This window comes from Candidatus Accumulibacter sp. ACC005 (genome assembly GCF_907163215.1).
GTDB lineage: Bacteria > Pseudomonadota > Gammaproteobacteria > Burkholderiales > Rhodocyclaceae > Accumulibacter > Accumulibacter regalis.
On sequence record NZ_CAJQUB010000016.1, the window covers coordinates 52,288 to 65,374 of the forward strand.

Below are 13,087 nucleotides of genomic sequence, written 5' to 3' on the forward strand. Positions count from 1 at the left end.
CTATTGAAATCCTTGCCCGTCGCCGGATGGTTCGCCTAGCCCAGTTACGGGCTATGGCTTCTTCGCCAGATCTCCACTCAGTACGAGTTGCGTGCCGGCGAGACGGTCGTGCAGAAACAGGCGCTCGCGGTCCACGACGGCCCAAAGGATGCCAACTCCTCCCAGGATGATGCTTGGCCAGCACAGGAGGTAGCGCAGCAGCGCCTGGGCCGGCCGGACGGTTTGCCCGTCACGGGTCAGCAGGCGCATGCGCCAGGTCTTCATGGCCAGCGTTTGCCGCCCGTTACTCCAGAACCAGAGGCAGTAGGCGAGCAGCACGATGAAGGTATGTGCCTGCACGACGACCGGCGTCGCCAGGCGATGGGTCAGGGTGCCGAGCAGGAAGTGTGGCACAACAAGCAGCGCGACAAGGACGCCGAACAGCAGCAAGGACTCGTACAGCATGCTGGCCAGACGACGGGTGATGCTCGGTCGCTTGACGGGGGCCTCGGTTGCCGCCGTCAATCCCGGTTTTCCAATGCGCTTGCCGGCGCAGCCGTGGTGACGGGTGCTGGCGGAGTATGATGGCTGCCGAGCGGCAACAGCGTCGTCGATGGCGGCGGCGAGGTCAGGTTGCCCGCTGTGCCACTGCTGCCCGGCAGCCCCGGTTTGGTCGGCGCCGCCCGTTTGGCCGCTTGCTGCTTGAGCCTATCTTTCTCTTCGTCCGGCAGGCTTGAGTACTCCTGCCACTTCAGCCTGAGTTCCTGCTTCTTCTCGACGGGGAGCTTGTTGGCGGTGATGAAATTCTCGCGCGCGACTCGCCGTTGTTCGGGTGTCAGCTTCCCCCAGTCCTGCATCTGGACCTGCACTCTGCGCTGCTCGTCGGCGGTCATGTTGTAGAAGCGCCGCGTGATTCCCAGCCATTTCTTCTGGCGCGCATAGTCCATCCCGTCCCAGTCGTAACTGAGCGGTGCGAGGATTGTTTTCTGCTCGACCGTGAGTTCACCCCACTGCGGTTGAGCTGGCGTCGCAATGGCAGACGGGCTGAGCACATCGGCCCAGCCCGTGACGGCTACGAAGCTGCTGAGGATCAGTGCGACGCGGAGCTTTTCAACCATGCATCAAAGCCCCTGTCGGTGAAGGCCGCGATCGGCAAGTCGTCGGCGAGCAGGGCGCTATCAATGACCTCCAGTTCGGCGATGCTCCGGTCGGCCTGCCAGTAAGCGTAGAACATTACGCCGAGAACCAGCGCCAAGGCAACGAGAATTTGCCGCAGGTGCAAGCCTTCCGTGTGCTCCTGAACAAAGCTCCCCGCCGCCACCAGTATCGATTGGTGGACGGCAAGTTTTTGCCGAGCCAGCGCCCGCTCTCGGGCGGCCTGCAGGCGCGACTGCGTTGATGGTGGCAGTTCATGCAGCCCCCGGTTCAGGTGCTGTCTGGCTTTGAAGGCAAAATGTAGTTCATTCATAGGGTAATTCCTTTTGCTTTCAGTGCGGCCGCGAGAGCGTGATTGGCACGTGAACAGTGTGTCTTGACGCTCCCCTCCGAGCAACCCATGATCGACGCCGTTTCGGCAACGTCCATATCCTCCCAGTAACGCAGAAGAAACGCTTCCCGTTGACGCCCAGGCAAAGATTCTATCTCTTTCTCGATCATTCCCAGGACCTGTGCCTGCTCAAACTGACCGTGCGGCGTTTTAGGGCCGTTGGGCCCTGATTCGCTGTTGATCGTTTCGAGAGGGTCGTGCTCCTCGTCATCATTCGGCGAAAGGGCGGAGAGGAGCGTTGTCCATAGCGAGCGGACCTTGCTGCGTCGATAGTAATCGCGAATCGTGTTCTGCAGGATCCGCTGGAAAAGCATGGGCAGTTCTGTTGGCGGGCGGTCGCCATATTTCTCGGCGAGCTTCATCATCGCATCCTGGACGATGTCGAGTGCGGACTCTTCGTTGCGCACTGCGAACATTGCTTGCTTGAAAGCGCGGCGTTCGACTGCTGTGAGGAAGTCTGACAGTTCGCGTTGGCTGGCCAGGGTGGAAATCCTTGCGGTTGTGGGGCGGGAAGCCTGCTTTCCCCGGCGTCGGTTTTCGTGAATGCCTTGACCAAACCACGTCTAAGCTTTAACGTTGCAGACTTTTTTCGAGCAATTTGCTTGCTGGGGCGACGGTAATGACAATGATGACCGGTGCGGAGATTGTAATCAGGTGCCTGCAGGAAGAAAAGGTCGAGTACGTATTCGGCTATCCTGGCGGGGCTGTCCTTCACATGTACGACGCGCTCTTCAAGCAGGATCAGGTCAAGCACATTCTCGTTCGTCACGAGCAGGCGGCTGTACATGCCGCCGACGGCCTGGCGCGCTCGACGCACAAGGTCGGCGTGGCATTGGTCACTTCAGGGCCCGGTGCGACCAATGCGGTGACCGGCATCGCCACGGCGTACATGGATTCGATTCCTCTGGTCGTCATCGCCGGGCAAGTGCCGACCGAGTACATCGGTCAGGACGCCTTCCAGGAGTGCGATACCGTCGGCATCACCCGGCCCTGCGTGAAGCACAACTTCCTGGTCAAGGACGTGCACGACCTGGCAGTGACCATAAAGAAGGCTTTCTTCATCGCCAACAGCGGTCGTCCGGGTCCGGTGGTGATCGATATCCCCAAGGACATTACCGCCGCCAAGTGCAAGTTCGAATATCCGGAAACGATCCAGCTGCGCTCGTACAACCCGGTTGTCAAGGGGCATCTGGGGCAGATCAAGAAGGCCCTGCATCTTCTGCTCGAGGCCAAGCGGCCGATGGTCTACAGCGGTGGGGGAGTCATCCTCTCCAACGGTGCCGAGCAATTGACCAAGCTGGTACGGCGGCTCGGATTTCCGATTACCAACACCTTGATGGGTCTCGGTGCGTATCCGGCGAGCGATCCGCAGTTTCTTGGCATGCCCGGCATGCACGGTACCGTCGAAGCCAACCTTGCGATGCAGAACTGTGACGTCCTGCTGGCTATCGGTGCGCGCTTCGACGACCGGGTGATTGGTAATCCAGCCAACTTTTCGTCCATTCCACGCAAGATCATCCACATCGATATTGACCCCTCGTCGATTTCCAAGCGCGTCAAGGTCGATGTGCCGATCGTCGGCAACGTCCCGGACGTTCTCGACGAAATGTCCAAGTTGCTCGATGCCGGCAATGCCACTCCGGATGGGGAGGTGCTGGCCGGCTGGTGGAAGCAGATCGACGAGTGGCGCGCCAAGCAGTGCATGAAATACCGCATGAAGAAGGGCGTCATCATGCCGCAGTACGTCATCGAAAAGCTCTATGAGGTGACCAAAGGCCAGGCGATCGTGACTTCCGACGTCGGTCAGCATCAGATGTGGGCCGCACAGTACTACAAGTTTGATCAGCCGCGCCGCTGGCTCAACTCCGGGGGTCTCGGGACGATGGGGGTCGGCCTGCCTTACGCCATGGGGGCGGCGCTGGCGAACCCGGAAATGCAGGTTGCCTGCGTCACCGGCGAAGGGTCGATCCAGATGTGTATTCAGGAGCTGTCGACTGCCAAGCAGTTCCGCTTGCCGATCAAGATCATCAATCTCAACAACCGCTACCTGGGAATGGTTCGCCAGTGGCAGGAAATGTTCTATGGCAGCCGTTATTCGGAGTCGTACATGGATTCGCTGCCCGACTTCGTCAAGCTCGCCGAGGCGTATGGCCACGTCGGCATCCGCGTCGAGCGGCCGGAGGACGTCGAGGGTGCGCTGAAGAAGGCATTCATCGATCACAAGGATGACCTGGTATTCATCGACTTCATCACCGATCAGAAAGCGAATGTCTTTCCAATGGTGGCGGCCGGCAAAGGCCTGGCGGATATGCTCCTGACCGAAGATCTGTAAGGGAAAGACAAGATGCGACACATAATTTCAATCCTGCTGGAGAACGAGGCGGGAGCTCTGTCGCGGGTGGCCGGTCTGTTTTCGGCGCGCGGCTACAACATCGAGACCCTCACCGTGGCTCCCACAGAGGACGTTTCGCTGTCCCGCCTGACCATCGTCACTTCGGGGACCGACGCGGTGGTCGAGCAGATCACCAAGCAGCTGAACAAGCTGATCGACGTCATCAAGGTCGTCGATCTCTCCGAGGCGGCACACATCGAGCGCGAACTGATGCTGCTGAAGGTCCGCGCCACCGGCAAGGACCGCGAGGAACTCAAGCGCCTGACCGACATCTTTCGCGGTCACATCATCGACGTCACCGAGTCGACCTATGTCATCGAGCTGACCGCCAGCGGAGCAAAACTCGATTCCTTCATCCAGGCGATCGACGCGGGACTGATTCTCGAAACCGTTCGTACCGGCGTCTGCGGCATTGGCCGCGGCGAGCGCATTCTAAAAGTCTAATCAGACCGACCAGTAAATAGAGGAATTTGAATGAAAGTTTTCTACGATAAGGACGCCGACCTTTCCCTGATCAAGGGCAAGAAGGTCACCATCGTCGGTTACGGCTCCCAGGGGCACGCGCACGCGCAGAACCTTAGCGATTCCGGCGTCAAGGTGACGGTCGGTCTGCGCAAGGATGGCGTTTCGTGGAGCAAGGCCGAGAAGGCTGGCCTGAAAGTTGCCGAGGTTGCTGCCGCAGTCAAGGGCGCCGATGTGGTGATGATGCTGCTCCCCGACGAGACCATCCCGCAGGTCTACAACGCCGAGGTGGCGCCGAACATGAAGAAGGGTGCCGCACTGGCTTTCGCGCACGGCTTCAACGTTCATTACAACCAGGTTGTGGCACGTGACGATGTGGACGTGATCATGGTCGCCCCGAAGGGCCCTGGGCATACGGTGCGTTCCGAGTATCTCAAGGGTGGCGGCGTGCCGTCGCTGATCGCTGTCCATCAGGACCGTTCCGGCAAAGCCCGCGACATTGCCCTTTCGTATGCCGCGGCCAATGGCGGCACCAAGGGCGGGGTGATCGAAACCAATTTTCGCGAAGAGACCGAGACCGACCTTTTCGGCGAGCAGGCGGTCCTCTGCGGGGGGGCTGTAGAGCTCGTGAAAATGGGCTTCGAGACGCTGGTCGAGGGCGGTTACGCGCCCGAGATGGCCTACTTCGAGTGTCTCCACGAACTCAAGTTGATCGTCGACCTGATGTACGAAGGCGGCATTGCCAACATGAACTATTCGATCTCGAACAACGCCGAGTACGGCGAATACGTGACCGGGCCGGAGGTGATCAACGAGCAGTCCCGCGTTGCCATGCGTGCGGCGCTCAAGCGAATCCAGAACGGCGATTACGCGAAAATGTTCATCCTCGAAGGGCGTACCAACTACCCGTCGATGACTGCCCGTCGCCGCCTGATGGCCCAGCACGAGGTCGAGATCGTCGGCGCCAAGTTGCGCGACATGATGCCCTGGATCAAGAAGAACAGGCTGGTTGATCAGAGCAAGAACTGATCGGCGCCGTGGCTTGTCCGGCGGCGGCGCGACGAGGGTCGCGCGCTCGTCGGACAAGAACGCCGAGGTATTGAATCCCTCATGACCTGCCCCTCTCCGCCTCCGATTCCCGTCCCGATAGCTGCTGCCTCCGGTTCCTTTCCTCCTCAACCGGCCTGAGCCAGCGGCCAAACGACAACTGCGCAATGCCCGAAATGAAACCTCGCAAGACCCTCTTCAACCCGGAGTTGCGGCGTCGAGGGATCTATCTGTTGCCGAACCTGTTTACTACCGCAGCGCTGTTCTGTGGTTTCTTCGCCATTGTCCAGGCGATGAAAGGTGGCTTCGAGGCCGCGGCCGTGGCGATCTTTGTGGCCATGGTGCTCGACGGTCTTGATGGGCGAGTGGCGCGCATGACGAGGACCCAGAGTGCCTTCGGCGCCGAGTACGATTCACTTTCCGACATGGTTTCCTTTGGCGTCGCGCCGGCACTGGTCAGCTACGCGTGGGCACTCAAGGATCTTGGCCGGCTTGGCTGGATCGCTGCCTTCATCTACTGCGCCGGTGCTGCGCTACGCCTGGCGCGCTTCAACACAACGCTGGAAGTCATCGACAAGCGTTACTTCCAGGGCCTGCCGAGCCCGGCGGCTGCGGCACTGGTGACGGCCTTCCTGTGGGTCATGATCGACAAGGACGTGGCCGCGGCTGACGTGCGCTGGGCGGCCTGTACACTGGTAATCTTTGCCGGCATCTCGATGGTCACCAACGTCCGTTTCTACAGCTTCAAGGACGTCAATCTGCGGCGCAGCGTGCCCTTCATCTTCGTGGTCGCCATTGCCCTTGGCTTTGCCTTCGTTTCCTACGACACACCGGTGGCCCTGTTTGGACTTTTCGTCGCCTATGCGCTTTCCGGCTATGTCCTGGCGCTGACGCACCGCCTTCGACGCAAGGCGCCACCACCACCGATCGAACAGCGCGGCGCTGACGACTGACGGTTAATTCGCGATGGTCGCGCGTTGCCGGCAGCGCCGCCGCTGTGCGGCAGGCATTAGAATCACTCCCGGCCATGCCTGTTTTCGGCCGCTTGCCGAACACCGGCCGTCACGCCGTGTATTGACACCCTCACTTGCGGAGTCGGGAAATGAAAGATCATCTGGTAATTTTCGATACCACCTTGCGCGACGGAGAACAGAGCCCCGGCGCTTCGATGACCAAGGACGAAAAGCTGCGCGTGGCGCGCCAGCTCGAGCGCATGCAGGTCGATGTGATCGAAGCGGGGTTTGCCGCGGCTTCGCCGGGCGACTTCGATGCCATCAAGTCGATTGCCTCGATCGTCAGGGAGTCCACCGTGTGCTCCCTGGCCCGTTCCAACGAGAATGACATTCGTCGCGCCGGCGAAGCGATCAAGCCAGCGGTGAGCGGTCGTATTCATACCTTCATCGCCACCAGTCCGATCCATATGGAGAAGAAGCTGCGGATGACGCCCGACCAGGTGGTCGAGTCGGCCATACGGGCGGTGAACTGGGCGCGCGAATACACCGACGACGTCGAGTTTTCCGCGGAAGACGCGGTACGCTCCGACGTTGACTTCCTGTGCCGGATTTTCGAGGAGGTGATCAAGGCCGGAGCGCGGACAATCAACGTTCCCGATACGGTCGGCTATAGTGTCCCGTCGGTGTGGGGTGACCTGATGCGGACGCTGATCGAGCGGGTGCCCGGTGCCGGACAGGTGGTGTGGTCAACGCACTGCCACAACGACCTGGGAATGGCGGTCGCCAATTCGCTGTCAGCGGTCCTCGCCGGCGCGCGCCAGGTCGAATGCACGATCAATGGCCTTGGCGAACGAGCCGGCAACGCCTCTCTTGAAGAGGTGGTGATGGCGGTAAGGACGCGCGCTGACCTTTTTCCGGTGCAGACCCGTATCGACGCCACGCAGATCGTTCCGGCGTCCAAGCTCGTCTCGCAGATCACCGGCTATCCCGTGCAGCCCAACAAGGCAGTCGTTGGCGCCAACGCCTTTGCGCACGAATCGGGGATTCACCAGGACGGCGTCCTCAAACACCGGGAAACCTACGAGATCATGCGTGCCGAGGACGTCGGCTGGGCGCAGAACAAGCTCGTTCTCGGCAAGCACTCGGGGCGCAACGCCTTCAAGTCGCGCCTGGCGGCGCTGGCGATCGTGCTCGATAGCGAAGAGGCTCTGAATGCCGCATTTGCCCGCTTCAAGGAACTCGCGGACAAGAAGCACGAGATCTTCGACGAAGATCTCCAGGCGCTGGTTTCCGACGAGGACGTCACGCAGGAGGGCGAGTATTACAAGCTGGTTTATTCGCGCGTTTGCTCGGAAACCGGTGAGACGCCGGCTGCGGATGTCACCCTGAACGTCGATGGCGTCGAGAAAAAAGCGGCCGGGATCGGCAGCGGGCCGGTAGACGCGACCTTCAAGGCCATCGAGTCGGTGGCCGCAAGCGGCGCGCAACTCCTGCTTTACTCGGTCAATGCGATCACTACGGGCACCGACGCACAGGGCGAAGTGACCGTTCGCCTGGGGAAAGACGGTCGCATCGTGAACGGCAATGGAGCGGATACCGACATCGTCATCGCCTCGGCGAAAGCCTATCTCAACGCCTTGAACAAGCTGCAGATTCCCGATCGCGTCGACCCGCAGGGTGACGTTTGACGCCTGCCGCGAACGAAGTGGCAGAGAGTCGCGGCTACGGGCGCGCCGGCGCTTCGCTTTTCTGCGCCGACGGGCGCGTGAGTCTGGCGTAGGCGACGGTCGCACAGAAGAAGATCAGGGAGAGGGCTGTTTCGGCGGTTGCCAGCAATTGTCCCATTCCCGTCTCGGTGGTGGCGCGCACGATACCCTCGGTGAAGTAGAGCAGAATCAGCATGCTGGCCCACTGGTACGCGTAGCGGCGGCCGTTGAGAATGCCGAACAAGGGTGCCAGCAGCGGCAGGCACTTCAACGCCAGCCATGAGCCGCCAGGCTGGATCGGTGCCAGCCGCAATTCCCAGGCCAGGCACAGGAAAATCAGCGCAATCAGGCTGCTGCACGCTGCCAGGTACAGGCCGCGGATCATCGGGCGCCGAGCTTCATGGCAATGGCAGCGAGGCGGCGCCCCTGCGCGAAGGCCAGTTGGCGCTCTTCCTCGCTGAGCGTCGGGTTTCCCTCGGCACCGGCAAGATGGCTGGCGCCATACGGTGTGCCGCCACCACGAGTGCTCGTCAAGGCCGCTTCGCTGTAGGGCAGGCCGACGAGCAGCATGCCGTGATGCAGCAGCGGCAGCATCATCGACAACAGCGTGCTCTCCTGTCCGCCGTGAGCGCTGGCCGTCGATGTGAAGACGCAGGCGGGCTTTCCGGCCAGGGTTGCAGACGACCACTGTGCGGCAGTGCTGTCCCAGAAATATTTCATTGGCGCCGCCATGTTTCCGAAGCGCGTCGGGCTGCCGAGCGCAAGGCCTATGCATTCGTCAAGGTCGGCGGCGGCTACGTAAGGTGCTCCGTCGGGCGGTATTTCCGGAGCAGTTGCGACGCAGACGGACGACACCTTGGGAACCGTCCGCAGACGCGCTGTCGCGCCGTCCGTTGACTCTATACCGCGGGCGATGTGCTGGGCGAGAGCCCGCACCGAACCCCGGTGGCTGTAGTAGAGAACCAGTATTTCCGACATTGCGCCATTATCCCGGAAACTGTGGCGAACGGTTCTTTTCCCCCGCGGCGGTCGCGGGCCCGCTCGCCTTTCCGGTCTTCGTGCTGCGACCTGTCGTCCGCTGCCTCTGGGCGCGGCCTAGAGGCGTCTCTGGTCGGGTTCTATCGACAGGATGTCAACGCTGCCCGTCTGCTCGTCGATACCAATGCTCTTGATTTCACGAACCACCAGGTTTTCGTCCTCGATGACCAGCACCAGTTTCTCGTTGTTCTGGGTCAGCATACCCGACGCAACGACCAGCAGCTGGCTGGTGCGCAGCAGAGGAATTTCCGGCAGCACCAGGACGCGCAGATGTTCCGTTCCTTCGCCCTCGACAGGACGGGCCAGAATCGCCGCGACAGCCTTCGGAGCCAGGATCTGCAGGCCCAGCTCCAGATCCTCCGGGTTTTCGGATACCGCCCAGCGCACCATGCAGATCTGCCAGTTCTTTTCGTCGCCCGTGCGCACCGCGACGACGTTGCCGACCGACAGGGTGCCGATCTTGCCGGAGACGTGCCTGATCGCATAGCCGTCCGGGCTTTCGTTGGTGATCATCCAGCTCGACAACTCGACAGCGGCCGAGTCGCCTTCCTTGCTGAGTTGCCAGAGTCCGTCGATGCCGGTGCCCAGAACCGTCCGATAGCCCTGTCGCCGACGATGGAAGCGGCGCTTGCCGAAGTCGCTCCAGCGTCCCGCCAGGCGGCGCAGGACGCCGACTCCGGCGGGAGTGCTGGCCAGCTCTGGAAGCCCGATTTCTTCGGCTGGCGTGCCCGCGTTGAGCTGGGCGATCTGCGTCTTCAGCAGCAGGCCCAGGCGGGCGCACGAAAAGTACTCGAGGGGAGCTGTCGACGGCGCCAGCTTGCGCGAAAACGGCAGGGCGGGCGCGTCGCGCGTCGGATCGACCCAGAAGCTCCCCGGAGCGGTGGCGGCGGCTTCCGCCGAGATGGTCTCGATCTGGCCGGCGAAGCGCTCGAAGTAAGCGGCAAGGAAGACCACCTCACGTGCCGTCAACGACGCTGGCTGGGCGCAGCCGAGCAGGACGGCCGCGTGATAGATGTGCTGCAGCTTGCGTGACTGGCCGCGTGGGATGGCCGCTTCAAGCCGCCGGTCGCGTGCCCTGGCGTAGGTCTGATGCAGTTGTTGCCAGGCACCGGTAGGTGCCGGAGAGGCGATCAGGTGACTGATCATCAGTTGTTGCGCGACGGCATGCAGGCTACGCCAAAGTGCCAGGTCGGGCGCTTGATTGCGGTCGGTGGCATCGTGCCGAGCGCCCTCTTCGGCCATCGCCAGCGTGTCATCAGCGAGCATCTGCAGCAGGTCGAGAACGCTGCGGACCAGGCGTCGCGACTTGCGTGGGATGGGCAAGGTCAGCTCGGTCAGTTCAGGAAGCAGTGCCGCAACAACCGTGCAGCTGCGCTCGTACAAACCGTTCAGCGCCAGAGCGCGCTGCTGTGGCGAGCCGCCGACCTCGTTCCAGGCCTTCACCTGGGCACGCAGCGAGGGGAGCTCATCGGCCGGGTGGGGCGCCATTGGCGACTCGAGCCATAGCAGAATGGTGCGTATGCCTGAGTGCGAAGTCACGGTTTCCGCTACGCCATGCTGATTGAAAGCGGTGTTGGTCATCTTGCCACCTGCCAAACAAGTTTGTGTCGTCACGCCGTCCGTCGGATCGCTACCCTGCCTCTTCCGGCACATGGGTAACTGCGGCTGGGTCGAGCAGCTGCTGCGCAAGCGACCTTTACGCTGTCGACCTTATTACTCGCAATTATAGCCTGCAAGCTTCGACTGCTGGCTGGCGGCAGACGCTGCCGCCGCCCCCCCTCGTCGCTTTCCGGTCGACGCCAGCCGCGGGCGCAGCAAGATCATGTTGAAAAGACTCTTTTTTGCTATAATCCGCCTCTTTTTCTGATTTCGGAAGAGCTGATCATGGTTGTCATTCGTCTTGCCCGTGGGGGCTCCAAGCAGCGCCCCTTCTACAATATGGTGGTCGCGGATTCGCGTTTCCGCCGCGATGGCCGTTTCATCGAGCGCATCGGCTTCTACAATCCGCTGGCTTCGGAGAAGGAAGAGGGCTTGCGCATCGCCACCGACCGTCTCAGCTACTGGCAGGAGCAGGGTGCGCAACTGTCGATGACCTGTGCTCGCCTGCTCAAGCAGTCGGCGGCCAAGGTCGCCGCCTGAGTCTTGCCCGCCAGTTCGCGGTCTGACGGGGCTGGCACTGTGGCTGTGGCAGGAATCGACGTCGATCCGGCTGCTGTCGAGGACATCGTCGTCCTCGGCAAGGTCGCCGGTGCGCACGGGCTGCAGGGTGCGGTGCGCGTTTATCCGTTTGCCGATGATCCCGCTGCCTGGTCCCGACTGCCGCAGTGGTGGCTGGGTCACGAGGGTGATGCGCCTGCGTTGTGGCGTCCGACGCGGCTGATCACCTGCCACCTGCGCAACGAGATGCTCATTGCCCAGCTCGAATGTGTTGCTGACCGGTCTGCTGCCGAGGCCGTCGCCGGGGTGCTGGTGGGCGTTCCGCACCGGGCCTTGCCGGCGACCGCGAGCGACGAATACTACTGGGCCGATCTGCTTGGCCTTGCGGTGGTCAATACGCAGGACCAGTCTCTGGGCAGGGTTCTCGGCTTGATCGAAACGCCGGCCAACGCGGTGTTGCGCGTTGGCGACGGCCAGGGCGTCGAGCGCTTGTTGCCTTTTGTCGCCGCGGTGGTACTGGAAGTTGAGCTTGCGCAAGAGCGAATTCGCGTCGATTGGGAAATCGACTGGTGACTTCGCCAGGCGGCGCGTCGCTGCCCGAGAGCCCGTTTGTCGTTGATGTGCTGAGCCTGTTTCCCGAAATGTTTACGGCGGTGAGCCACTCGGGGGTGACCCGGCGGGCACTGGAGACCGGACGCTGGACCCTGCAGCTGTGGAATCCGCGCGACTTCACCGAGGATCGGCATCGCACCGTCGATGACCGTCCCTACGGCGGCGGCCCGGGAATGGTCATGCTGGCCCAGCCGCTGGCGGCGGCGATCGCGGCGGCGAAGGCGCGGCAGCAGGGGGCCGGAGTGGCCTCCAGCCGTGTGATCTGCCTTTCGCCCCAGGGCTCGCTGCTCACGCACCAGCGGGTGATGGAGCTGGCGCACGGCGACGAAGCGCTGGTGCTGGTTTGCGGGCGCTACGAAGGGATCGACGAACGGCTGATCGACGCGGGCGTCGATGAAGAAATTTCTATCGGTGATTTCGTCCTTTCGGGTGGCGAAATACCGGCGATGGCGCTGATCGACGCCGTCGTCAGGCAGTTGCCGGGCGTGCTCAACGACGCCGAATCGGCACAACAGGATTCGTTTGTCGCGGGCTTGCTTGATTGCCCGCACTATACGCGGCCCGAGGAGTACGACGGGCGGCGGGTGCCGGATGTGCTCTTGTCCGGTCACCACGAGGAAATACGACGCTGGCGTCTGCAACAGGCGCTGGGTCGGACGTGGCAGCGGCGTCCCGAGTTGTTGGCGGGGCGTTCGCTGTCGAAAACGGAAACGCAACTCCTGCGGCAGTTTCAGGAGCAATGCGGTCAGGACAAGAATGCGTAGTTCGCATACATGGAGTCAAGAATATGAATCTGATCGAGCAACTTGAGCAAGAAGAAATTGCCCGTCTGGGCAAAGTCATTCCCGTCTTTGCGCCGGGCGACACCGTCGTCGTCCAGGTCAAGGTGCGGGAAGGTACGCGCGAGCGTTTGCAGGCCTACGAAGGGGTCGTGATTGCCAAGCGCAATCGTGGTCTCAACTCCAGCTTCATCGTGCGCAAGGTTTCGTCGGGCGAGGGCGTCGAGCGCACCTTCCAGACCTACTCGCCGCTGGTCGCGGCGATCGAGGTCAAGCGTCGTGGCGACGTTCGTCGCGCCAAGCTTTACTACCTGCGTCAGCGTTCGGGCAAGTCGGCGCGGATCAAGGAGAAGCTGGTCCGCAAGCAGCGCTGAACAGCCGCGCTGCTGGCGTAAACAAAAACGTGGCGGAGTCGA

General features: G+C 62.0%; 16 protein-coding genes. 9 read left to right on the forward strand and 7 right to left on the reverse strand.

Annotated features, from left to right (window positions below):
- Positions 1-51 precede the first annotated feature (51 nt).
- From QZ613_RS19275 to QZ613_RS19290, 4 genes are read right to left on the reverse strand one after another with little or no spacing between them, the layout of a single operon-like run.
- Positions 52-504: an RDD family protein gene (locus QZ613_RS19275; RefSeq protein ID WP_291983638.1), complete on the reverse strand. Its 453-nt coding sequence runs from the start codon at positions 502-504 to the stop codon at positions 52-54.
- Positions 501-1,097, reverse strand: a complete 597-nt coding sequence (locus QZ613_RS19280) for a DUF3106 domain-containing protein (RefSeq protein WP_291867359.1) — start codon at positions 1,095-1,097, stop codon at positions 501-503. The genes QZ613_RS19275 and QZ613_RS19280 overlap by 4 nt, the downstream gene beginning before the upstream one ends.
- A complete protein-coding gene (locus tag QZ613_RS19285; RefSeq protein WP_291983640.1) occupies positions 1,070-1,447 on the reverse strand; it encodes a DUF3619 family protein in 378 nt (125 codons plus the stop codon). Before QZ613_RS19285 ends, QZ613_RS19280 begins: the two co-directional genes overlap by 28 nt.
- Positions 1,444-2,007: an RNA polymerase sigma factor gene (locus tag QZ613_RS19290; RefSeq protein ID WP_043564020.1), complete on the reverse strand. Its 564-nt coding sequence runs from the start codon at positions 2,005-2,007 to the stop codon at positions 1,444-1,446. The genes QZ613_RS19285 and QZ613_RS19290 overlap by 4 nt, the downstream gene beginning before the upstream one ends.
- A 137-nt stretch (positions 2,008-2,144) precedes the next feature.
- Between QZ613_RS19290 and ilvB the strand changes: the two genes are divergently transcribed.
- The 5 genes from ilvB (at position 2,145) to QZ613_RS19315 (ending at position 8,067) form a co-directional block, all read left to right on the forward strand.
- A complete protein-coding gene (ilvB, locus tag QZ613_RS19295) occupies positions 2,145-3,857 on the forward strand; it encodes a biosynthetic-type acetolactate synthase large subunit (protein ID WP_291867363.1) in 1,713 nt (570 codons plus the stop codon).
- Between the two features lie 12 nt (positions 3,858-3,869).
- Entirely contained in the window at positions 3,870-4,361 is a 492-nt protein-coding gene (ilvN, locus tag QZ613_RS19300; RefSeq protein WP_043564016.1) for an acetolactate synthase small subunit, read from the forward strand.
- Positions 4,362-4,391: 30 nt separating this feature from the next.
- Entirely contained in the window at positions 4,392-5,408 is a 1,017-nt protein-coding gene (gene ilvC / locus QZ613_RS19305; protein ID WP_291983642.1) for a ketol-acid reductoisomerase, read from the forward strand.
- A gap of 185 nt (positions 5,409-5,593) precedes the next feature.
- Positions 5,594-6,379: a CDP-diacylglycerol--serine O-phosphatidyltransferase gene (gene pssA / locus QZ613_RS19310; protein WP_043564011.1), complete on the forward strand. Its 786-nt coding sequence runs from the start codon at positions 5,594-5,596 to the stop codon at positions 6,377-6,379.
- Between the two features lie 149 nt (positions 6,380-6,528).
- Entirely contained in the window at positions 6,529-8,067 is a 1,539-nt protein-coding gene (locus tag QZ613_RS19315) for a 2-isopropylmalate synthase (protein WP_043564009.1), read from the forward strand.
- Between the two features lie 34 nt (positions 8,068-8,101).
- Here the strand turns inward: QZ613_RS19315 and QZ613_RS19320 are convergent, their stop codons facing one another.
- The 3 genes from QZ613_RS19320 to QZ613_RS19330 form a co-directional block, all read right to left on the reverse strand.
- Positions 8,102-8,470, reverse strand: coding sequence for a DUF2069 domain-containing protein (locus QZ613_RS19320; RefSeq protein ID WP_291983644.1), 369 nt, complete (start codon positions 8,468-8,470; stop codon positions 8,102-8,104).
- Positions 8,467-9,063 carry an NAD(P)H:quinone oxidoreductase gene (gene wrbA / locus QZ613_RS19325; protein WP_043564004.1) on the reverse strand — a complete coding sequence of 199 codons (597 nt, stop codon included), beginning with the start codon at positions 9,061-9,063 and terminating at the stop codon, positions 8,467-8,469. The genes QZ613_RS19320 and wrbA overlap by 4 nt, the downstream gene beginning before the upstream one ends.
- Before the next feature lie 117 nt (positions 9,064-9,180).
- Positions 9,181-10,611 (reverse strand): hypothetical protein, encoded by a 1,431-nt coding sequence (locus QZ613_RS19330; protein WP_291983647.1) that lies wholly within the window; start codon positions 10,609-10,611, stop codon positions 9,181-9,183.
- 396 nt (positions 10,612-11,007) lie between these two features.
- Between QZ613_RS19330 and rpsP the strand changes: the two genes are divergently transcribed.
- The 4 genes from rpsP to rplS are packed head-to-tail and all read left to right on the forward strand — an operon-like array spanning position 11,008 to position 13,045.
- Positions 11,008-11,262: a 30S ribosomal protein S16 gene (rpsP, locus tag QZ613_RS19335; protein ID WP_043563998.1), complete on the forward strand. Its 255-nt coding sequence runs from the start codon at positions 11,008-11,010 to the stop codon at positions 11,260-11,262.
- A 45-nt stretch (positions 11,263-11,307) separates the two neighbouring features.
- Positions 11,308-11,853 carry a ribosome maturation factor RimM gene (gene rimM / locus QZ613_RS19340; protein ID WP_291903765.1) on the forward strand — a complete coding sequence of 182 codons (546 nt, stop codon included), beginning with the start codon at positions 11,308-11,310 and terminating at the stop codon, positions 11,851-11,853.
- A complete protein-coding gene (gene trmD / locus QZ613_RS19345) occupies positions 11,850-12,656 on the forward strand; it encodes a tRNA (guanosine(37)-N1)-methyltransferase TrmD (RefSeq protein ID WP_291903763.1) in 807 nt (268 codons plus the stop codon). Before rimM ends, trmD begins: the two co-directional genes overlap by 4 nt.
- A gap of 23 nt (positions 12,657-12,679) precedes the next feature.
- A complete protein-coding gene (gene rplS, locus QZ613_RS19350) occupies positions 12,680-13,045 on the forward strand; it encodes a 50S ribosomal protein L19 (RefSeq protein WP_043563996.1) in 366 nt (121 codons plus the stop codon).
- Positions 13,046-13,087: the final 42 nt, after the last annotated feature.

Coding starts and splice junctions, on each gene's coding strand:
- QZ613_RS19280 (WP_291867359.1), bottom strand. CDS start 1,097: ATGGTTGAAAAGCTCCGCGTCGCACTGATCCTCAGCAGCTTCGTAGCC.
- QZ613_RS19330 (WP_291983647.1), bottom strand. CDS start 10,611: ATGGCGCCCCACCCGGCCGATGAGCTCCCCTCGCTGCGTGCCCAGGTG.
- QZ613_RS19315 (WP_043564009.1), top strand. CDS start 6,529: ATGAAAGATCATCTGGTAATTTTCGATACCACCTTGCGCGACGGAGAA.
- wrbA (WP_043564004.1), bottom strand. CDS start 9,063: ATGTCGGAAATACTGGTTCTCTACTACAGCCACCGGGGTTCGGTGCGG.
- ilvN (WP_043564016.1), top strand. CDS start 3,870: ATGCGACACATAATTTCAATCCTGCTGGAGAACGAGGCGGGAGCTCTG.
- ilvC (WP_291983642.1), top strand. CDS start 4,392: ATGAAAGTTTTCTACGATAAGGACGCCGACCTTTCCCTGATCAAGGGC.
- QZ613_RS19285 (WP_291983640.1), bottom strand. CDS start 1,447: ATGAATGAACTACATTTTGCCTTCAAAGCCAGACAGCACCTGAACCGG.
- pssA (WP_043564011.1), top strand. CDS start 5,594: ATGCCCGAAATGAAACCTCGCAAGACCCTCTTCAACCCGGAGTTGCGG.
- ilvB (WP_291867363.1), top strand. CDS start 2,145: ATGACAATGATGACCGGTGCGGAGATTGTAATCAGGTGCCTGCAGGAA.
- rplS (WP_043563996.1), top strand. CDS start 12,680: ATGAATCTGATCGAGCAACTTGAGCAAGAAGAAATTGCCCGTCTGGGC.
- rpsP (WP_043563998.1), top strand. CDS start 11,008: ATGGTTGTCATTCGTCTTGCCCGTGGGGGCTCCAAGCAGCGCCCCTTC.
- QZ613_RS19320 (WP_291983644.1), bottom strand. CDS start 8,470: ATGATCCGCGGCCTGTACCTGGCAGCGTGCAGCAGCCTGATTGCGCTG.